Genomic DNA, 19,153 nt, shown 5'->3' on the forward strand with positions numbered 1-19,153 from the left:
AACCCCGCTTGATGAAGACCCTGATCCGCGGCCGCGTGCTGAGCTTTCACGCCGACCCGGCCGAGACCGACGACAGTCACCGTTTCTGGGACAACGGCGCCATCCTGGTGCAGGACGGCCGCATCGTCGCCGTGGGCGACTACGGCGACATCGCGGACCCGCAGGCGCAGGAAATCGACCATCGCCCGCATCTCGTCATGGCCGGCTTCATCGACCCGCATATCCATTTCCCGCAGGTGCAGGTGGTCGCCGCCTGGGCGGCCGAGCTGCTCGACTGGCTGAACGACCACACCTTCCCGATCGAGGCGCAGTATCGCGACCCCGACCACGCCGCCCACATGGCCGGGGCATTCCTGGACCAGCTGATCCTGAACGGCACCACCACCGCCTGCGCCTTCGGCTCGGTTCACAAGGCCAGCGCCGAGGCACTGTTCGCGGCGGCCGAATCCCGCGGGATGGCGCTGCTGGCCGGCAAGGTGATGATGGACCGCAACGCGCCCGATGCGGTGCTGGACGACGCGCAGCCCTCGTACGACGACAGCCGCGCGCTGATCGAACGCTGGCACGGGCGCGGGCGGCTGGAATACGCGATCACCCCGCGGTTCGCGATCACCTCGACCCCCGAACAGCTGCGCGCGGCGGGGACTCTGGCCACGGAAAACCCCGGCATGGCGATCCAGACCCATCTGAGCGAAAACCACGCCGAGATCGAACTGACCCTGCAGCTTTATCCCGAGGCAAGGGATTACCTGGACATCTACGACCGCTTCGGCCTGCTGGGGCCGCGCAGCCTGATGGGCCATGCGATCCACCTGAGCGCGCGCGAAGCCGCCCGCATGGCCGAAACCGGGACGCGGGCGATCCACTGCCCGACCTCGAACCTGTTCCTCGGCTCGGGGCTGTTCGACGACCACGCCATGCGGGCCGCTGGTGTGGTGACGGGCGTCGCCACCGACATCGGCGGCGGCACCGACTGGTCGATGCTGGCGACGCTGGCCGAGGCCTACAAGATCGCGCAGCTGCGCGGGCGGCGGATGCATCCCCTGGCGGCGTTTCACTGGGCCACCCGCGGCAATGCCGTCGCGCTGGGGATGGAGGACCGCATCGGCAGCGTCCAGCCGGGACGCTTTGCCGATCTGGTGGTGCTGGACCCGCGCGCGACCCAAGCCATGCGGCTGCGCCACGACAAGGTCGACAGCCTGATGCAGGAGCTGTTCATCCTGCAGGTGATGGGCGACGACCGCGCGGTGGTGGAAACCTATGTCGCCGGGCGGGCGTTGAAACCCACCGCAGCCGCGGGCGGGTAAGCCGGATCGCTGGACGCAGCGGGGCTGCGCTGCCACAACAGGGGGACCGGCCGCCGCCCGTGACGCGGCGCCCCGCCGCCGCAACAGGGACGCAACCATGAACGACTCAGCCCCCCTCCAACACCCGTCCTTCCGCGATTCCGTCGACCAGATGTTCACCCGCGCCGCGCGGCTGCTGGACCTCGGCCCCGGGCTGGAAGAAAAGATCCGGGTCTGCAACTCGACCTATGTCGTGCGCTTCGGCGTGCGGCTGCGCGGGCGGATCCACACCTTCACCGGCTATCGCTCGGTCCATTCCGAGCATCACGAGCCGGTCAAGGGCGGCATCCGCTATGCCCCCAACGTCGACCAGGACGAGGTCGAGGCACTGGCGGCGCTGATGACCTATAAATGCTCGCTGGTCGACCTGCCCTTCGGCGGCGCCAAGGGCGGGCTGTCGCTGGACCCCCGCGACTGGTCCGAGGACGAGCTGGAAAAGATCACCCGCCGCTTCACCTATGAACTGTCGCGGCGGCGCCTGATCTCGCCCAGCCAGAACGTGCCGGCCCCCGACATGGGCACGGGCGAGCGGGAAATGGCGTGGATGGCCGACGCCTACAAGCGGCTGCACCCCGAGGACATCGACGCCCGCGCATGCGTGACCGGCAAGCCGCTGGGGCTGGGCGGCATCGCCGGCCGGGTCGAGGCCACCGGCCGCGGCGTGCAATACGCCCTGCGCGAGCTGTTCCGCACCCCCGAGGTGCTGGCCGCCGCCAGGCTGTCCGGCGGGCTCGACGGGCAGCGCATCGTCGTGCAGGGGCTGGGCAACGTCGGCTTCCACGCCGCGCAGTTCCTGTCGACCGAGGACGGCGCCCGCATCATCGCGGTCGCGGAACGCGACGGGGCGGTGATCAACCCCGAGGGGCTGAACATCGCGCTGCTGCGCGAACATCTGCGCGAGACCGGCGGGGTGCGCGGCTTCGACGGCGGCGAGTACATCGCCGATTCCGCCGCGGCGCTGGCGCTCGACTGCGACATCCTGATCCCCGCCGCGATGGAGGGCGCGATCCACGCCGGCAACGCCGGGCAGATCAAGGCCAGGCTGGTGATGGAGGCCGCCAACGGCCCCACCACCGCCGAGGCCGACCGCATCCTGCGCGAACGCGGGGTGGTGATCGTCCCCGACCTCTATGCCAATGCCGGTGGCGTGACGGTCAGCTATTTCGAATGGGTCAAGAACCTGCAGCAGATCAGCTTCGGCCGGCTGGAACGGCGGCTGGAGGAACACCGCCACCAGATGCTGGTCGAGGAACTCGAACGCCTGTCCGCCGACCGCGACCTGGGCTGGACCCTGTCCGAGGGCTTCAAGCAGAAATACCTGCGCGGGGCCGGAGAACTCGAACTGGTGCGCTCGGGGCTCGACGACACCATGCGGGCGGCGTTCCAGCAGATGGTGACGGTGCGCGCGAACGACAGCCGCATCCCCGACCTGCGCACCGCCGCCTATATGGTGGCGATCCGCCGCATCGCCGCCAGCTACGACGCGCTGGGGCTGTAACCCCGGCGCTTCGCGTTACCGCCGCAGGGGGGCTGTCCGCCCCCCGTCGCCTGCGGCGACTCCCCCCGAGGATATTTCTGACCGCCCGAATCACGCAGGAGTTCGGGCGGTCCCAAATATCCTCCCGGGGTGCGGGGGTGGAAAACCCCCGCTGCGGCGCCGACGCCCGCAGGACGCCGGCTTGCGCCCGCCGCCGCTGACGCTATATTGACAGGCAACGCTCGTTGGGGCGCCCCGCGCGGGGCTGAGATGTGCCAGGCACAGCACCCATCGAACCTGATCCGGGTCATGCCGGCGAAGGGAACGGGCTGCGCGCATCCACGTAAGCGCCATACCCTTCCGTCCGCTCGTGCGCTGGCCCCAGCATGGGGGAAGACGATTTGGGCAAGCAGACGGCCATTGCGCTGACCATCGCCGGGTCCGACAGCGGCGGCGGCGCGGGCATCCAGGCCGATCTCAAGAGTTTTTCGGCGCTGGGCGTCTATGGCGCCAGCGTGCTGACCGCGATCACCGCGCAGAACACGCGCGCGGTGACCGGGGTCGAGCCGGTGTCGCCCGCGATGATCCGCGCCCAGATCGACGCGGTGCTGGACGATCTCGCCGTCGGCGCGGTCAAGATCGGGATGCTGGGCACCGCCGAGGCGACCGTGGCCGTGGCCGAGGCGCTGGCCGGCCGCGGCCTGCCCGTCGTGCTGGACCCGGTGATGATCGCCAAGTCCGGCGACCGGCTGATCCGGGACGACGCCATCGCCGCGCTGCGCGAGCTGCTGCTGCCACGCGCCACCGTCCTGACCCCGAACCTGCCCGAGGCCGCGCGCCTGCTGGGACGCATGGTGGCGTCGGACCCCACCGAGGCCGAGGCGCAGGGCCGCGCCCTTGCCGCCCTCGGCGCCGGCTGGGTGCTGATGAAGGGCGGCCATGCCGCGGGCGGCGACTGCACCGACCTGCTGGTGGGCCCGGAGCGTCACGATTTCACCGCCCCCCGCATTGCGACCAAGAATACCCACGGCACCGGCTGCTCGCTGTCCTCGGCCATCGCCGCGGGGCTGGCGCAGGGGCTGGCGGTGCCTGCGGCCGTTGCCCAAGCGCATGCCTGGCTGCACGGGGCGATCCTCGGCGCCGACCGGCTGGCGGTCGGCTCGGGGCACGGGCCGGTGCATCACTTCCATCAATGGTGGCAGAAATGAGCGGCTTTACCATCCTCGGCGCCGGGGTGCTGGGCCTCTGCGTCGCCACCGAACTGGCCGGGCGCGGCCATGCGGTGACGCTGGTCGACCCTGCACTCGGCCCCGGCACCCAGGGCTGTTCCTGGTGGGCGGGGGGTATGCTCGCGCCGTGGTGCGAGTTCGAGAACGCCGAGGAACCGGTGCTGCGCCACGGCCAGTCCGCCATCGGCTGGTGGGATCGCAACGCCGGGGGCGTCACCCGCAAGGGCACGCTGGTGCTGGCGCTGGGGCGCGACCGGGCGGAACTGGACCGCTTTGCCCGCCGCACCCATGGTTACGAGGAAATCGGCGGCAACCGTCTGGCCGGGCTGGAACCCGACCTCGCCGGCCGCTTCGACCGCGGTCTGTTCTTTGCCGCCGAGGCGCATCTGGACCCTCGCGCCGCGATGGCGGGCCTGCAATCGCGCCTGTCCGAGCGCGGCATCGCCATCGCCGCGGAGTCGCCCGAGGACCCCGGCCAGATCGTCGATTGCCGCGGCCTCGCTGCCCGCGACATCCTGCCGGACCTGCGCGGCGTGCGGGGCGAGATGCTGGTGCTGCGCTGTCCCGACGTGGTGCTGGAGCGCACCGTGCGGCTGCTGCATCCGCGGGTGCCGATCTATCTGGTGCCCCGCGGCGACGGCATCTTCATGCTGGGCGCGACCATGATCGAAAGCGACCGGCGCGGGGTGGTGACGGCGCGTTCCGTGCTGGAACTGCTCAGCGCCGCCTATGCGCTGCACCCCGGCTTCGGCGAGGCCGAGATCCTCGAGCTGGGCGCCGATGCGCGCCCGGCATTTCCCGACAACCTGCCCCGGATCGGGCGTGCGGCGGACGGAAGGCTCTACGCCAACGGGCTTTACCGCCACGGCTATCTGCTGGCCCCCGCGGTGGCCATGCAGCTGGCCGACCACGTGGATACGGGCGACAAACCGGAGTTCTGGCATGAAACTGACGATCAACGGTGAGCGGCGCGAGCTGAACGCCGCGACGGTGGCCGAGGCGCTGGCGGCGCTGGACATGGGTGACGCCCGCGTGGCGACGGCGCTGAACGGCGATTTCGTCCCCGCCGCCGCGCGCGCGGACACGGCGCTGTCGCCCGGCGACGCGCTGGAAATCGTCGCGCCGATGCAGGGGGGCTGAGATGCCGGTCTTCTACGGCAAGCACATCGCCTCGCCCCTAATGCTGGGCACGGCGCAATACCCCAGCCCGGCAATCCTCGCGGATGCCTTTCGCGCATCCGGCGCCGGCATCGCCACCGTCAGCCTGCGGCGCGAGGCCGGCGGCGGGCAGGATTTCCTGCGGCTGGTCGAGGGGCTGGGCGCCGCGATCCTGCCCAACACCGCCGGCTGCCACAGCGTCAAAGAGGCCGTGACCACCGCGCAGATGGCCCGCGAATTGCTGGGCACCGACTGGATCAAGCTCGAGGTGATCGGCCATTCCGACCTGCTGTCGCCCGACGTGTTTGCGCTGGTCGAGGCGGCAACGGAACTCTCCGCCCAAGGGTTCAAGGTGTTCCCCTATTGCACCGAGGATCTGTCGGTGGCCGAGCGCCTGCTGCGCGCGGGCTGCGAGGTGCTGATGCCCTGGGGCGCGCCCATCGGCTCGGGCCTTGGTCTGAACAACCCGCACGGGCTGCGGGCGCTGCGTGCCGCCTTCCCCGAGGTGCCGCTGGTGGTCGACGCCGGCATCGGACGCCCCAGCCACGCCGCTTGCGCGATGGAGCTGGGCTTTGACGCGGTGCTGCTGAACACCGCCGTCGCCAAGGCCGGCGATCCGGTGGCGATGGCGCGCGCCATGGCGCAGGCGGCTAAGGCCGGCCGCGCCGCCTATCTCGCCGACCCGATCGAGCCGCGCGAGATGGCCGCCCCCTCGACCCCCGTCATCGGCAAGGCGTTCCTGCAATGAGCGATCTTCTGTCTGGAAATATCCCGGGGTCCGGGGCAGAGCCCCGGTCAGGCAGCGTGGAGTGCCTCACCCTGCCCCGCTTCTACCCGGTCTTCGAGTCCGCCGACTGGGTGGAACGGGCGCTGGCGGTGGGGGTGCGCATGGTGCAGCTGCGCATCAAGGATACGTCTGAGCTCGCGCTGCGCGCCGAGATCGCCCGCACCCGCGATCTGTGCCGCGCCTCGGGCGCCATTCTGGTCGTCAACGACCACTGGCGGCTGGCGATCGAGCTGGGCTGCGACTGGCTGCATCTGGGGCAGGAGGATCTGGACGCGGCCGATCTGGACGCGATCCGGGCGGCGGGGCTGAAACTCGGCGTCTCGACCCATGACGGGGCGGAACTCGACCGGGCGCTGGCGGTCGGGCCCGATTACGTGGCGCTGGGACCGATCTGGTCGACGATCCTGAAAAAGATGCCCTGGGCGCCGCAGGGGCTCGACCGCGTGGCCGACTGGAAGCGGCGCGTGGGCGCGCTGCCGCTGGTCGCCATCGGCGGGCTGACCCCGCAGCGCGGCCGCGCGGCGCTGGACGCGGGCGCCGATGTGGTCGCGGCGGTTACCGACATCACCCTGCACCCCGACCCCGAGGCGCGGATGCGGGAATGGCTGGAGGTGGTCGGATGAGCAGGCCCGAGGGCTTCACCGCCGCGACCGGGGGTTTCACACCCCCGGACCCCCGTGGGATATTTGCCGGTGATGAAGAACGCCACATCCGCCAGATGGTGCTGCCCGAGGTCGGGGCCGAGGGGCAGGCGCGGCTGCGCGCGGCCCGCGTGCTGGTGGTCGGCGCGGGCGGGCTGGGCTCGCCCGCGATCATGTATCTGGTCGGCGCCGGCATCGGCGCGCTGACCGTCGTCGATGCGGATGTGGTCGAGCTGCCCAACCTGCATCGCCAACCGATCCACGCCGGGCGCGTCGGCATGGGCAAGGCGGACTCGGCCGCCGCCTTTGCCGCCGCGCTGGACCCCGGCGTGCAGGTGCGGGCGCTGGCCGAGCGGCTGACGCCCGCCAATGCCGGCGCGCTGGTGCAGGGCTGCGACGTGGTGCTGGATTGCGCCGACAGTTTCGCGGTGGGGCTGATCCTGTCGGATGCCTGCATGGCGGCTTGGGTGCCGCTGATCTCGGCCTCGGCGCTGGGGCTTGGGGGGTATGTCGGCGGGTTCTGCGGCGGCGCGCCCAGCCTGCGGGCGCTGTTCCCCGACCTGCCCGACCGTGCCGCCACCTGCGCCAGCGCCGGGGTGCTGGGACCGGTCGTCGCCACGCTGGGCACGTTGCAGGCGCAGATGGCGCTGGAGCTGCTGCTGGGGTTGGAGCCCTCGCCGCTGGGACGGCTGCTGACGCTGGCGCCGGGCTTGCGCTGGGGCGGGTTCCGCTTTGACGGCGCGCCCGAGCCGCAATCCGGGTTCCGCTTCATCGACACAAGCGAAATTGCCGCAGACGATTTTATCCTCGACCTGCGCGACGTGGCCGAGGCGCCGGTCCCCGTCCACCCCGCCGCCATCCGCGCCAAGACCGAGGCGCCGCCCCGCCCGCCCGCGGGCGCCCGCGCGGTGATCGCCTGCCGCTCGGGGCTGCGGGCCTGGCGGGCGGCGCGGATCCTCGCATCCACCTATCCCGACCCCGCCCATCCCGACATCGTCCTGATCGCCACCGGAGGAGATTGATGAGACATCTGCTTGCCGCCGCGCTGCTTGCGCTGGCCCCCGCCCTTCCCGCGCAGGCCGCGGACAAGATGACGCTGGTCCTCGACTGGTTCGTGAACCCCGACCATGCGCCGATCGTGCTGGCCGCCGAACAGGGGTATTTCACCGATGCGGGGCTGGAGGTCGAGATCATCGCCCCCGCCGATCCCGCCGACCCGCCCAAGCTGGTCGCCGCGGGCAGTGCCGATCTGGCGATCACCTATCAGCCGCAGCTGCATCTGCAGGTGCACGAGGGCCTGCCGCTGGTCCGGGTCGGCACACTGGTCGGCACGCCGCTGAACTGCCTGATGGTGCGTGCGGACGGGCCGGTGGCGACGCTGGCCGACCTGCGCGGCCGTCGCATCGGCTATTCCGTGGCCGGGGTCGAACAGGCGCTGGTGTCCGCCCTGCTGGCACAGGCCGGGCTGACGCTGGGTGATGTCGAGATGGTCAACGTCAACTGGGCGCTGACGCCGGCGCTGATGTCGGGCCAGGTCGACGCCACCATCGGCGGCTACCGCAATTTCGAGCTGACCCAGATGCGGCTGGCCGGCGGCGAGGGGCGCTGTTTCTTCCTCGAGGAGGAGGGGCTGCCCGCGTATGACGAGCTGATCTATGTGGCCAATGCCGACTCTGTCGACCGCGACCGCATCAACCGCTTCCTGGGCGCCGTCGAGCGCGCGACGCAGTTCATGCTGAACCACCCCGAAGAGGCGCGCGAGATCTTTGCCGCCCACGCCCGCGACCTGTCGGACGAGCTGAACACCGCCGCCTGGGCCGATACCTTCGGCCGCTTCGCCATTTCGCCCGCGGCGCTGGACCACGGCCGCTACGCGCGGTTCGAGGCGTTCCTGCACGACAACGGGCTGGTGCCGGAAATCTGGCCGGTCGCAAAGTTCGCCATCGACCCGGGGGCAGAGGAATGAGCTACGGCCGCTGCTTCACCGCCTGGCGCGCCGCCGCCGGTTCGCATTGGGACGACTATGTGCGGCACCGCTTCGTGCAGGGAATGGCCGACGGCACCCTGCCCCGCGCAGGGTTCCTGAACTATCTGGTGCAGGACTACCGCTTCCTGATCCATTTCAGCCGTGCCTGGGGGCTGGGGATCGTCAAGGCCGACACGCTCGAGGAAATGCGCGCCTGTGCGGCCACGGTGGACGCGCTGATCAACCTGGAAATGCCGCTGCATGTCCGCATCTGCGGCGCCGAGGGCATCACCCCCGCGGCGCTGGAGGCCGCGGAGGAGGCGCCCCAGAACCTCGCCTATACCCGCTATGTGCTGGAATCGGGCTACAGCGGCGATTTTCTGGACCTGCTGGCGGCGCTGGCGCCTTGCGTGCTGGGATATGGCGAGATCGGCGCCCGGCTGGCGCAGGAGGCCGCGCCCGACACCCCCTATCGCGAGTGGATCGACACCTATGCCGGCGCGAATTTCCAGCGCGCCTGCGTCGAGGCCGGCGCCCTGATCGACCGCGCCGTCGCCGCACGGCTGGGCGACGCGCCCGAGGCGCTGCCGCGCTGGCAGGCGCTGGAGCGGCGCTTTGCCACCGCCACCCGTCTCGAGGTCGCGTTCTGGGGGCTGGGGCTGGGGCTGGGGCTGGCGTGAGCGGCGCGGCGGGAGCCTCCGGCGGGGATATTTGGGGACAGAAGATGCGCCCCATGGTCTCGGGTCAGGTGCCGGGGCTGTTCGGCCCGCTGGAGCTGGTGCTTGAACCGGGGCGGCTGACCTGCCTGCTGGGGGCCTCGGGGGTGGGGAAGTCCACGCTGCTGCGGCTGCTGGCCGGGCTGCCGACCGGGGTCGAGTTCCGCGGCCGGGTCGAGACCGCGCCCTCAGCGCTGATGGGGCAGGATGCGGGGCTGTTTCCCTGGCTGAGCGTGGCGCAGAACGTGGGGCTGGGCGCGCGGCTGCGCGGCGAGCCCGCGGATGGGACCCAAATCCGCGCGCTGGTGGCGGCGGTCGGGCTGGCGGGGCTGGAAGACCGCCTGCCCGCGCAGCTTTCGGGCGGGCAGCGGCAGCGGGTGGCGCTGGCCCGCACCCTGGCCGAGGACCGGCCGTTGGTGCTTCTGGACGAGCCGTTCTCGGCGCTGGACGTGGCGCTGCGGCTGCAGATCGGCGAGATGGCGGCGCGGTTGCTGGCGGGGCGCACGGTGCTGATGGTGACCCATGACCCGGCCGAGGCCGCGCGGCTGGGCGACCGCATCCTGGTGCTGACCCCCGCAGGGCTGGCCGGGCACCCGGCCCCGCCGGGCCCCGTTCCCCGCCGCCACGACGCGCCCGAGGTGCTGGCCGCGCAGGCCGCCCTGACCCGGCAGCTACTGGCATGAGGGCGCTGCTGACCCTGGCCGTCGCGCTGCTGTCGTGGGAGGCGCTGGTGCGGCTGACCGGGCTGCCGCCCTATCTGCTGCCCTCGCCGCTGTCGGTCGCGGCCGCGCTGTGGACCCACCGCGCGGAACTGGCGCCGGCGGCGCTGCTGACCGGGTGGGAGACGCTGGTGGGCCTTGCGCTTGGCGCCGCGCTGGGGGTTGCGGCGGCGGTGGCGATGGCGCTGTCGCCGCGGCTGGGGCGGACGCTGGGGCCGGTGCTGATCGTCAGCCAGACCATCCCGGTGTTTGCGCTGGCCCCGATCCTGACCCTGTGGCTGGGGTTCGGCATGGCGCCCAAGGTGGCGATGGTGGTGCTGATCGTGTTCGTGCCGGTGGCGCAGGCGCTTTACGACGGGCTGATGGCGCCGCCCCCGGCCCAGCTGGACGTGGTGCGGACCATGGGCGCCGGAAGCTGGGCCGAGCTGCGCCACCTGCGCTTTCCGGCGGCGCTGCCGCGGCTGGCCTCGGGGCTGCGGCTGGGGGCGATCTATGCGCCGGTGGGCGCGGTGATCGGGGAATGGGTGGGCGGCGCGCGGGGCCTGGGCGCGGTGATGATCCACGCCAACGGCCGCATGAAGACCGACCTGATGTTCGCGGCGCTGTTCGTGGTGGTGGCGCTGTCGCTGGCGCTTTACACCGCAATCGACCGCAGCCTGACCCGCCTGCTGCGCGCCCGCGGCTTCTAGGGGCTTCGGGCGGTCGGAAATATTCTCGGGGCTGGCGAACGCCCGGAAAAACGGTCCGGTGGACCGTTTTCAGTGAGACAGGGGCAGAGCCCGAACAGGGCACAGGCAACGGGGGGGCAGACAGCCCCCTGCGACCTCGCGCGCGGCGACCGCCCTCAGTCCTGCGGAGCCTCTTCCGCCATCGCGGCCCGCAACGTGGCCGCGATCAGGGCCGCCACCCCCGCGGTGGTGCCGATGGGGGGCGCGATCGGGCCCTGCCCACGCCAGCCCTGCGGGATGTCGGCGGTGACATGCTCGCCGCCGGTGGCGAAGAACGGCAGGCAGACCGCCGGGCCCTCGGGGAGCACGTCGGCCAGGAACGGCGGCTCCTCGATGAAGCCGACCGTCACCGCGGCGAAGCCGGCGGCGGGGGCCAGCGCCTCGGCGAAGGCGCGAGCGGCGCGGGCCGGGGCGCGGGATTTGCCCGAGCCGTGGCCGACGACGACCAGCGTGGCGGTGGCCGGGTCGATGCCCGCCGCGGCCGCGGTCTCTCGCGCCACCGCCGCCCCCAGCGCCGGCAGGCCAGGGTCGAGGCCGAGGGGCGCCGTCAGCCGCACCCCCTCGACCCCCGCCAGCGCCAGCCGGCGCGGGGTTTCGCTGCGCACGAACCAGCCGTCGGCCATGAAATGCGGATAGACCAGCCCGACCCCGTGCAGCGCCGCCAGGCTGCGCCTGCAGGCCAGCGTGGCGCCGTGGATGCGCCAGCCCGGCAGCAACGCCTGCACCTGCGCCGCCAGCGCCTCAAGCTCGGGTTGCAGCGCACCGGGATCACCGGGCTGGCCGTGGGCGAGGATCGCCGCGGCGGGGCCATTGCCGGGTACGGTTTCCACCGGCGCGCGTGCGGCGGTGCAGCGGCAGCCCTCGCAGAGGGCCGGGAGCGGGACGCTCACCGCGCGTCCCCCAGCTCGAAGGCCGCCGCCAGTTCGGGCGGCATCGGGAACTCGGCCAGCGCGCGGGCGCGGGCCTCGGGCGACATCTTGCGGGCGGTCTTGGCGACGATGCCCAGCAGCGATTCCGGGGTCTGGGTGGTGGCGAAATCGCCCAGGTAGTGGCGGATGAAGGTAAAGCAGGCCACGTCCTCCAGCGCCTGCACCTGGGGGTCGCGCTTGATGCCCTCTTTGCGCAGCATCCGGCCGGCGTGCTCGACCTGATCCTCGGGGAAGCCCTCCGCGCGCATCAGCGCCATCACCCGGTCGGCATGGCGGCGGGCCTGGTCGCGGCGCCAGGTCAGGTAACCTTCGCGGCCCTCGGGATAATCGCTGCGCGGCAGCAGCCAGCGCTCGATATGCTGGCCGCGGCAGGCGATGGCCAGCGCGTCGGTGGCGTCGGGGAACAGGCGCTGCTGTTCCTCGGTCATGCGGCGGCCGTAGAGCAGCTCGACCGGCTGGTCGCCCTCCAGCCGCGGATCGGCGGCGTTGGCGGCGTCGATGGCGGCGAAGACCCGGTCCCGAGGCGTCATGGCGGCAATTCCCTGCTGGCGTCTGGCTGGCACCGGACTGCCACGCCGTCCCGCCAAGGTCCAGCGCCGCAAGTGTCCGGGGCTTGCCAAGCTGCACGCCCGCGGGGGATACCGCGGCCAGCCAAAAGGGAAAGGTCCCCCATGCTGGGTTTCGTCGCGCCAAGGCTGGTGCTGCTGTCGGTGCCCAAGACCGGGACCACCGCGCTGGAGGGCGCGCTGGCGCCGCGGGCCGAGATCGTGCTGCGCGCCCGTCCCGAGATCAAGCACCTGACCATGAGCCAGTTCAACCTGCGCATCCAGCCGCTGCTGGCCAATATCCCGGGCCCCCGGTTCCGGGTGGCGGCGGTGCTGCGCGAGCCGATCTCCTGGCTGGGCAGCTGGTATCGCTATCGCCAGCGCCCGCAGACCCTGGGCCAGCCCAACAGCACCATCGGCATCAGCTTCGAGGGTTTCGTGCAGGATTACCTGTCCGACGAGCGCCCGCCCTATGCGGCGCTGGGGCGGCAGTCGGGGTTCGTCGCGCCCGCGCCGGGCAAGCGCGGCCCCGACATGCTGTTCCAGTATGAGCGGATGGACGAGCTGCTGCGCTATTTCGAGACCGCGCTGAATTGCGAGCTGTCGCTGCGGCGGGTCAATGTCTCGCCCGACGCCGACCTGAGCCTGTCGCCCGAAACCCGCGCGCGGCTGCGCGAGGCGCTGGCCGAGGATTACGCGCTGTGGGAATCGGCGGCTGATCCGTCGCTGCGCCCGCCGCCGCTGCCGTAAAGCGCGCGGGCCCGGTCCTCGAAGGCGCGGACGATGCGGTGCATGGCCTCGGTGAACACCACCCCGATCACCTTGCGCAGGATGGCGTTGCGGAACTCGAAATCGACGAAGAACCGCACCTCGCAGCCGCCCTGCGGGCGGTCGGTGAACTGCCAGCCGCTGTGCAGATGGCTGAACGGCCCGTCCAGATACTGGGTGTCGATGCGCTTTTCGGCGGGAAACAGCGTGACGCGGCTGCCGAAGCGTTCGCGGAACACCTTGAAGCTGATGACCAGGTCGGCCTCGATCACCTCGGAGCCGTCGGGGCGGGGCTGGCGCGAGCGGATCCGCGCCGCCGCGTTCCACGGCAGGAATTTCGGGTAGCTTTCCACATCCGCCACAAGGTCATACATCTGCTGCGCGGTATGGGGCAGCACACGGGTTTCGGCGTGGTTGGGCAAGAGCTGGTCCTTTGCTTCCGGCCGCCCCGGTCTAGCAGAGGTCGCGCGCGATGAACAACATGATCTGGCTGCTGCGCATGGCGCGCTGGGTGCGCAATCCGCCCCCGGCCGGGCGGGTGTGGCTGGTGGCGATCGTCGTAGCGCTGGTGGTGGTGCTGGGCACCATCGAGTGGATGGGCTTGGTCCCCGACTGGGCCACCCAGGACCGCCCGCCGCGGCTGCCGCGGGTACAGATGCCCTGAGCGCTCATCGCGGCCGGCGGTCAGCCGCGGGGGGCAAGCCAGCTGCTGCGGTAAGGGGCCGCGCCCTGCCCGTCCTTGCTGCGACCGCGGCGTGCGCGACGGCGGATCCGGGCAGATGCGCTCTCGGCACGCGGGCCGGGGCAACTCACCTGCTGCGGCAATGGGCCACGTTCTCCCTGCCTTGCTGCGACCGGGGCGGTGGGCGAGGAGCCCCGATAATCCGGCAGATGCGCCGCTCGGGCGCGCATGTGGGGCAACTCACCTGCTGAGGCAATGGGGCCGCGCCCTGCCCGTCCTTGCTGCGGCCATGGCGGCGGCAAGGAACCCCCCGCTGATCCGTGCAGTGCGCAGGCGCGCAAGTTCAGCGCCCCGCCTCGGCAAAGGTGTCGCAATCGGCGATCCGGCCCGAGCGCATTCCTCGCGACAGCCAAGCGCTGCGGTCGGCGGCCGAGCCGTGGGTGAAGCTGTCGGGCATCGGCGCGCGGCCGGATTTCTCCATCAGGATGTCGTCGCCCACCGCGCGGGCGGCGGCCACGGCCTCGTCCACGTCGCCGGGCTCGATGCTGCCGAAACGGTCGGCGGCGTGGCGCGCCCAGATCCCGGCGAAGCAGTCGGCCTGCAGTTCGGTCAGCACCGACAGGCGATTCGAGTCCGCCGGCCCCGCCTGCGCCCGCGCCCGGTTCACCTGCGGCAGCACCCCCAGCAGGTTCTGCACATGGTGGCCGATCTCATGCGCGATCACATAGGCATAGGCGAAGTCGCCCCCTGCCCCCATCTGCCGCTGCATCACCCGGAAGAAATCGGTGTCCAGATAGACCTTGCGGTCGCCCGGGCAGTAGAACGGCCCCATCGCGGCCGAGGCGCCGCCGCAGGCCGACTGCACCGCGCCGGAAAACAGCACAAGGCTGGGCTCGCTGTAGTCCATGCCGGCCTGGGTCGCCAGCACCTCGGCCCAGATCTCCTCGGTGTCGGCGAGCACGACCGAGACGAACTGCCCGATCTTGCGCTCTTCGGCGCTGAGTTCGCGTGGGGCGGTCTGCTGCGGCTCGGACAGCCCGCCGACCAGCGGCGAGATGTCGACGCCGAAGAAATACCCCACCGCCAGCACCACCAGCATCCCCACCACGCCGATGCCGCCGGCGCCGGCGCTGCCCATGCCGCGGCGATCCTCGATATTGCGGCTGCCGCGGCGCCCTCTCCATTCCATCGGTCGGTCCCTTCTGTTCGCGGTGCGTGGCCGGCGCCGCCCGAGGATGTCGCGGCGGCCTTGCTTGGGCAACCGCATTCGGCGCGGCGAGGTTCCGTGGCGCGACCGCGACCGGGGGCTTCGCGCCCCCATCGTCGTAGACGACGATCCCGCGGGATATTTTCGGACAGCAGACCGGACAGGCGGGGGCGGGTTGCTTGGAATGCGGCCTTGTCTGTGGCATGGGGGCGCATTCACGGCAGGGGATGGGCGCGATGTTCGACTGGGTGCTTTCGGTGATCGAGGGCTGGGGCTATCCCGGCATCTTCCTGCTGATGGTGGCCGAGCATCTGTTCCCGCCGATCCCGTCCGAGGTGATCATGCCGCTGGCGGGCTATCTGGCGGCCAGCGGCACGCTGTCGCTGCTGCCCACGGTGATCGCGGGCACGCTGGGCTCGGTCGTCGGCACCAGCCTGTGGTTCGTGGTCGGCTGGTGGATCGGGGCCGCGCGGCTGAAACGCTGGGCCGCGCGCCACGGGCGGCTGATGACGCTGTCGCCCTCGGACATCGACCGGGCGCAGGCGTGGTTCGACCGGCAGGGGGGCGCGGCGGTGTTCCTGGGGCGGATGATCCCGGCGGTGCGCACGCTGATCTCGGTCCCCGCCGGGATCGCGCGGATGAGCCTGTGGCGGTTCTATGTCTTCACCGTGCTGGGCAGCCTGCTGTGGACGCTGGTGCTGACGCTGTCGGGGCTGGTGCTCGAGGCCAATTTCCATCTTGTCGAGGAAGTGATCGACCCGCTGTCAAAGGCGGTCGTGGCGGCGGTGGTTCTGGTCTACATCTACCGTGTCGCTACTTGGCGGCCCCACTGATCCCTTGCCGGCCGAGACCCCCATGCCCCTGACCCGAGAGCTGCTGACCGACCCCTCGCCCCGGATGCTGGCCGTTGCGGCGGGGGGCGGTTCGGCCGCGCTGCTGGCGGGGGCGCTGTTCTTCCAGGCGCTGGGGTTCGCGCCCTGCGAGCTGTGCATCCTGCAGCGCTGGCCCCATGCCGCGGCGGCGGCGCTGGCGGTGGCGATCGCCGCGCTGGGGTTCCGGCGGGTGCTGGCGGTGCTGGGGCTGATCGCGGCGCTGCTGGCGGTCGCCTTCGCCGCCTATCACACCGGGGTCGAGCAGGCCTGGTGGCCCGGTCCGGCCGCCTGTTCGGGCGGCCTGGGCGACCTGGGCGCGGTCTCGACCGAAGAGCTGCTGTCGCGCATCCGCGGCGCGCAGGTGGTGCGCTGCGACCAGCCCGCCTGGGTGTTCCTGGGGCTGTCGATGGCGGCGTGGAACGCGATCCTCTCGGCCGGGCTGGCGGGGCTTTGGGCGCTGTCGCTGCGGCGGTCGGCGCGCTGAGACTTGTCGCCGGCTCCCGTCGCCGTTGAACCCACTAGCGGTGGGTGATAGAGGTTTGCGCAACGAGATATTGAGGCAGACCCCTTGGCCGACACCCCCGAAGACGAGATCCCCACCGATGACCGCGGCAACGGCGCCACCCCGCCCGAGTCCGACGCGCCCGAGCGGGCGGTGATGCCCCATGACGGGCCGGTGGTCGATATCGCGCATGAGATGCGCCACGCCTATCTCGACTACGCGATGTCGGTCATCGTCAGCCGCGCCATCCCCGACCTGCGCGACGGGCTGAAGCCGGTGCACCGCCGCATCCTGTTCGCCATGAACGAGACGAACAACACCCACGACAAGCCCTATCGCAAATCCGCCCGCCCGGTCGGCGACGTGATGGGGAAATACCACCCCCACGGCGACGCCGCGATCTACGACGCGCTGGTGCGGATGGCGCAGCCGTTCTCGATGTCGCTGATGCTGCTGGACGGTCAGGGCAACTTCGGCTCGATGGACGGCGACGGTGCCGCGGCCATGCGCTATACCGAGGTGCGGATGCAGAAGGCCGCCGCCTTCCTGCTGGCCGACATCGACAAGGATACCGTCGATTTCCAGGACAACTACGACGGCAAGGACCGCGAGCCCACGGTCCTGCCGGCGCGTTTCCCCAACATGCTGGTCAACGGCGCCGGCGGCATCGCCGTCGGCATGGCCACCAACATCCCGCCCCACAACCTGGGCGAGGTGATCGACGCCACCCTGGCGCTGATCGAGAACCCCGACCTGCCGACCGAGCGGCTGATGGAGATCGTGCCCGGCCCGGATTTCCCCACCGGCGGCGTGATCCTGGGCCGCTCGGGCATCCGCAAGGCGTATCTCGAGGGGCGCGGCTCGGTGGTGCTGCGGGCGCGCACAAGGATCGAGACCGTGCGCGCGGGGCGCGAGGCGATCATCCTCGACGACGTGCCCTATCAGGTGAACAAGGCCACGCTGATCGAGCGCATCGCCGAGCTGGCCAAGGAAAAGCGCGTCGAGGGCATCGCCCATGTGCAGGACGAATCCGACCGTCAGGGCGTGCGCGTGGTCATCGAGCTCAAGCGCGACGCCACCGCCGAGGTGGTGCTGAACCAGCTGTTCCGCTTTACCCCGATGCAGTCCAGCTTTGGCTGCAACATGCTGGCGCTGAACGGCGGCCGCCCGGAACTGCTGACCCTGCGCGACTTCCTGAGCCATTTCATCACCTTCCGCGAAGAAGTTGTCGCCCGCCGCACCGCCTATGAGCTGCGCCGCGCCCGCGAACGCAGCCATGTGCTGTGCGGGCTGGCGGTCGCGGTGTCGAACGTGGACGAGGTGGTGGCGACGATCCGCGCGTCCAAGGACGCGGCCGAGGCGCGCGAGCGGCTGATGCAGCGGCGCTGGCCGGCGCATGAGATCCTCGAATACCTGCGGCTGATCGACGACCCGCTGCACCCGGTCAACGACGACGGCACCTACAACCTGTCCGAAACCCAGGCCCGCGCCATTCTGGAACTGCGCCTGCAGCGCCTGACCCAGCTGGGCGTGCAGGAGGTTACCGACGAGCTGCAGACGCTGGCCGACGCGATCCGCGACTATCTGGCGATCCTGGCCAGCCGGCAGCGGGTGCTGGACATCATCGCGGACGAGCTGCGCGAGGTGCGCGAGCTCTTCGCCGTGCCGCGCCGGACCGAGATCGTGGATTGGGCCGGCGATCTCGACGACGAGGACCTGATCGAGCGCGAGGACATGGTGGTCACCATCACCTCGGGCGGCTATGTCAAGCGCACCGCGCTGTCCGAGTTCCGCAGCCAGCGCCGCGGCGGCAAGGGCCTGTCCTCGATGGCGACCAAGGACGACGACGTGGTCACCACGCTGTTCGTCGCCAACACCCATACCGAGCTGCTGTTTTTCACCACCGAGGGCATGGTCTACCGGCTGAAGACCTGGCGGCTGCCGCTGGGCGGGCGCACCGCGCGCGGCAAGGCGCTGGTCAACATCCTGCCGATCGACGGCGGCACCTCGATCGCGGCGCTGATGCCGGTGGACGTGCCCGAGGACGAATGGGATTCGCTGCAGGTGGTGTTCGCCACCTCGGCCGGCGACGTGCGCCGCAACGCGCTGTCGGATTTCACCAACATCATGCGCAACGGCAAGATCGCGATGAAGCTGCCCGAAGGGGTCAGCCTGGTCGACGCCCGCATCGCCGATGAAAACGACGACGTGATGCTGGTCACCGCCATGGGCCGGGCGATCCGCTTCCCCGCCACCGACGTGCGCATCTTCAAGGGCCGCGATTCGACCGGGGTGCGCGGGATCCGGCTGGCGCCGGGCGACAGCGTGGTCTCGATGTCGGTGATCCGGCATTTCGAGGCCACCCCCGAGGAACGCGCCGCCTATATCAAGATGCGCCGCGCGGTCGAGGGCGCGCTGGACGACGGCGCCGAACCCGACGAGGACGAAGCGGTGGCCGAGGCCGCGCTGAGCCAGGAACGCTACGCCGAGATGTCGGCGGCTGAAGACCTGATCCTGACCGTGACCGCGCGCGGCTACGGCAAGCTGTCCTCGGCCCACGACTATCCGGTGCGCGGCCGCGGCGGCCAGGGGGTGATGGCGATGGACCGCGCCATGCGCGGCGGCCCGCTGGTGGCCAGCTTCCCGGTGACGCTGGACGACCAGATCATGCTGGCGACCTCGACCGGGCAGTCGATCCGGGTACCGGTCGAGGGGATCAGCTTCCGCTCGCGCTCGGCCGGCGGCGTGCGGGTGCTGAACGCCGCCGAGGGCGAAGAGGTGGTCACCGTCGCCCGCGTCGCCGACCAGGAAAACGGCGATAATGGCGAGCCCGAAGGCGAGGGCGAGGAATAGGACCACGGCCGGCGGTCAGCGCCGCCGC

21 protein-coding genes and 1 riboswitch are annotated in these 19,153 nt (G+C 71.3%); of the genes, 17 read left to right on the top strand and 4 right to left on the bottom strand.

Annotated elements, in window-relative coordinates:
- Positions 1 to 11: 11 nt before the first annotated feature.
- The 12 genes from guaD (at position 12) to BUB57_RS09840 (ending at position 10,728) form a co-directional block, all read left to right on the top strand.
- A complete protein-coding gene (gene guaD / locus BUB57_RS09785; protein ID WP_073066013.1) occupies positions 12 to 1,307 on the top strand; it encodes a guanine deaminase in 1,296 nt (431 codons plus the stop codon).
- A 97-nt stretch (positions 1,308 to 1,404) separates the two neighbouring features.
- Positions 1,405 to 2,844 carry a Glu/Leu/Phe/Val family dehydrogenase gene (locus tag BUB57_RS09790; protein WP_073066016.1) on the top strand — a complete coding sequence of 480 codons (1,440 nt, stop codon included), beginning with the start codon at positions 1,405 to 1,407 and terminating at the stop codon, positions 2,842 to 2,844.
- A gap of 215 nt (positions 2,845 to 3,059) precedes the next feature.
- A riboswitch (TPP riboswitch) is annotated at positions 3,060 to 3,164 on the top strand.
- 60 nt (positions 3,165 to 3,224) lie between these two features.
- Positions 3,225 to 4,031, top strand: a complete 807-nt coding sequence (gene thiD / locus BUB57_RS09795) for a bifunctional hydroxymethylpyrimidine kinase/phosphomethylpyrimidine kinase (RefSeq protein ID WP_234952031.1) — start codon at positions 3,225 to 3,227, stop codon at positions 4,029 to 4,031.
- Positions 4,028 to 5,017, top strand: coding sequence for an FAD-dependent oxidoreductase (locus tag BUB57_RS09800; protein WP_073066022.1), 990 nt, complete (start codon positions 4,028 to 4,030; stop codon positions 5,015 to 5,017). The genes thiD and BUB57_RS09800 overlap by 4 nt, the downstream gene beginning before the upstream one ends.
- Positions 4,995 to 5,192 (top strand): sulfur carrier protein ThiS, encoded by a 198-nt coding sequence (thiS, locus tag BUB57_RS09805; RefSeq protein ID WP_073066025.1) that lies wholly within the window; start codon positions 4,995 to 4,997, stop codon positions 5,190 to 5,192. The genes BUB57_RS09800 and thiS overlap by 23 nt, the downstream gene beginning before the upstream one ends.
- Position 5,193: 1 nt before the next feature.
- Complete coding sequence (locus BUB57_RS09810; protein ID WP_073066042.1) at positions 5,194 to 5,958, top strand: thiazole synthase; 765 nt, start codon at positions 5,194 to 5,196, stop codon at positions 5,956 to 5,958.
- Positions 5,955 to 6,620, top strand: a complete 666-nt coding sequence (locus BUB57_RS09815; protein WP_084732073.1) for a thiamine phosphate synthase — start codon at positions 5,955 to 5,957, stop codon at positions 6,618 to 6,620. Before BUB57_RS09810 ends, BUB57_RS09815 begins: the two co-directional genes overlap by 4 nt.
- Positions 6,617 to 7,660, top strand: a complete 1,044-nt coding sequence (locus BUB57_RS09820; protein WP_084732074.1) for a HesA/MoeB/ThiF family protein — start codon at positions 6,617 to 6,619, stop codon at positions 7,658 to 7,660. Before BUB57_RS09815 ends, BUB57_RS09820 begins: the two co-directional genes overlap by 4 nt.
- Positions 7,660 to 8,604 (top strand): ABC transporter substrate-binding protein, encoded by a 945-nt coding sequence (locus tag BUB57_RS09825; RefSeq protein WP_073066052.1) that lies wholly within the window; start codon positions 7,660 to 7,662, stop codon positions 8,602 to 8,604. The genes BUB57_RS09820 and BUB57_RS09825 overlap by 1 nt, the downstream gene beginning before the upstream one ends.
- Positions 8,601 to 9,284, top strand: a complete 684-nt coding sequence (tenA, locus tag BUB57_RS09830; RefSeq protein ID WP_073066055.1) for a thiaminase II — start codon at positions 8,601 to 8,603, stop codon at positions 9,282 to 9,284. The genes BUB57_RS09825 and tenA overlap by 4 nt, the downstream gene beginning before the upstream one ends.
- Positions 9,285 to 9,328: 44 nt before the next feature.
- The gene (locus tag BUB57_RS09835) at positions 9,329 to 10,003 is read left to right on the top strand and encodes an ABC transporter ATP-binding protein (protein WP_073066058.1); all 675 of its coding nucleotides are present in this window, start codon (positions 9,329 to 9,331) and stop codon (positions 10,001 to 10,003) included.
- On the top strand, positions 10,000 to 10,728 hold the full coding sequence (locus BUB57_RS09840) for an ABC transporter permease (protein WP_073066061.1): 729 nt from the start codon (positions 10,000 to 10,002) through the stop codon (positions 10,726 to 10,728). Before BUB57_RS09835 ends, BUB57_RS09840 begins: the two co-directional genes overlap by 4 nt.
- 155 nt (positions 10,729 to 10,883) lie before the next feature.
- Here BUB57_RS09840 and BUB57_RS16775 read toward each other — a convergent pair whose 3' ends face one another.
- Entirely contained in the window at positions 10,884 to 11,657 is a 774-nt protein-coding gene (locus tag BUB57_RS16775) for a sirohydrochlorin chelatase (protein ID WP_159435568.1), read from the bottom strand.
- Positions 11,654 to 12,226 carry a DUF4202 domain-containing protein gene (locus BUB57_RS09850; protein ID WP_073066064.1) on the bottom strand — a complete coding sequence of 191 codons (573 nt, stop codon included), beginning with the start codon at positions 12,224 to 12,226 and terminating at the stop codon, positions 11,654 to 11,656. The genes BUB57_RS16775 and BUB57_RS09850 overlap by 4 nt, the downstream gene beginning before the upstream one ends.
- Positions 12,227 to 12,367: 141 nt before the next feature.
- Between BUB57_RS09850 and BUB57_RS09855 the strand changes: the two genes are divergently transcribed.
- Complete coding sequence (locus tag BUB57_RS09855; RefSeq protein WP_073066067.1) at positions 12,368 to 12,991, top strand: sulfotransferase family protein; 624 nt, start codon at positions 12,368 to 12,370, stop codon at positions 12,989 to 12,991.
- On the opposite strand, the gene BUB57_RS09860 is transcribed toward BUB57_RS09855, so the two are convergent.
- Positions 12,934 to 13,431: a type II toxin-antitoxin system RatA family toxin gene (locus tag BUB57_RS09860; RefSeq protein ID WP_073066070.1), complete on the bottom strand. Its 498-nt coding sequence runs from the start codon at positions 13,429 to 13,431 to the stop codon at positions 12,934 to 12,936. The genes BUB57_RS09855 and BUB57_RS09860 overlap by 58 nt on opposite strands.
- 50 nt (positions 13,432 to 13,481) lie before the next feature.
- On the opposite strand from BUB57_RS09860, the gene BUB57_RS09865 reads away from it, so the two are divergent.
- A complete protein-coding gene (locus BUB57_RS09865) occupies positions 13,482 to 13,673 on the top strand; it encodes a hypothetical protein (RefSeq protein WP_073066074.1) in 192 nt (63 codons plus the stop codon).
- A 361-nt stretch (positions 13,674 to 14,034) separates the two neighbouring features.
- Here BUB57_RS09865 and ypfJ read toward each other — a convergent pair whose 3' ends face one another.
- Positions 14,035 to 14,880 (bottom strand): KPN_02809 family neutral zinc metallopeptidase, encoded by an 846-nt coding sequence (ypfJ, locus tag BUB57_RS09870; RefSeq protein WP_073066079.1) that lies wholly within the window; start codon positions 14,878 to 14,880, stop codon positions 14,035 to 14,037.
- A gap of 254 nt (positions 14,881 to 15,134) precedes the next feature.
- Here ypfJ and BUB57_RS09875 point away from each other — a divergent pair, with 254 nt between their 5' ends.
- The 3 genes from BUB57_RS09875 to gyrA all read left to right on the top strand — a co-directional run bounded on the left by BUB57_RS09875 (position 15,135) and on the right by gyrA (position 19,125).
- The gene (locus tag BUB57_RS09875) at positions 15,135 to 15,731 is read left to right on the top strand and encodes a DedA family protein (protein WP_073066236.1); all 597 of its coding nucleotides are present in this window, start codon (positions 15,135 to 15,137) and stop codon (positions 15,729 to 15,731) included.
- A 22-nt stretch (positions 15,732 to 15,753) separates the two neighbouring features.
- A complete protein-coding gene (locus BUB57_RS09880; RefSeq protein WP_073066082.1) occupies positions 15,754 to 16,254 on the top strand; it encodes a disulfide bond formation protein B in 501 nt (166 codons plus the stop codon).
- Between the two features lie 174 nt (positions 16,255 to 16,428).
- Positions 16,429 to 19,125 (top strand): DNA gyrase subunit A, encoded by a 2,697-nt coding sequence (gene gyrA / locus BUB57_RS09885; RefSeq protein WP_073066241.1) that lies wholly within the window; start codon positions 16,429 to 16,431, stop codon positions 19,123 to 19,125.
- Positions 19,126 to 19,153 lie beyond the last annotated feature (28 nt).

It is taken from the genome of Paracoccus solventivorans (assembly GCF_900142875.1).
GTDB lineage: Bacteria > Pseudomonadota > Alphaproteobacteria > Rhodobacterales > Rhodobacteraceae > Paracoccus > Paracoccus solventivorans.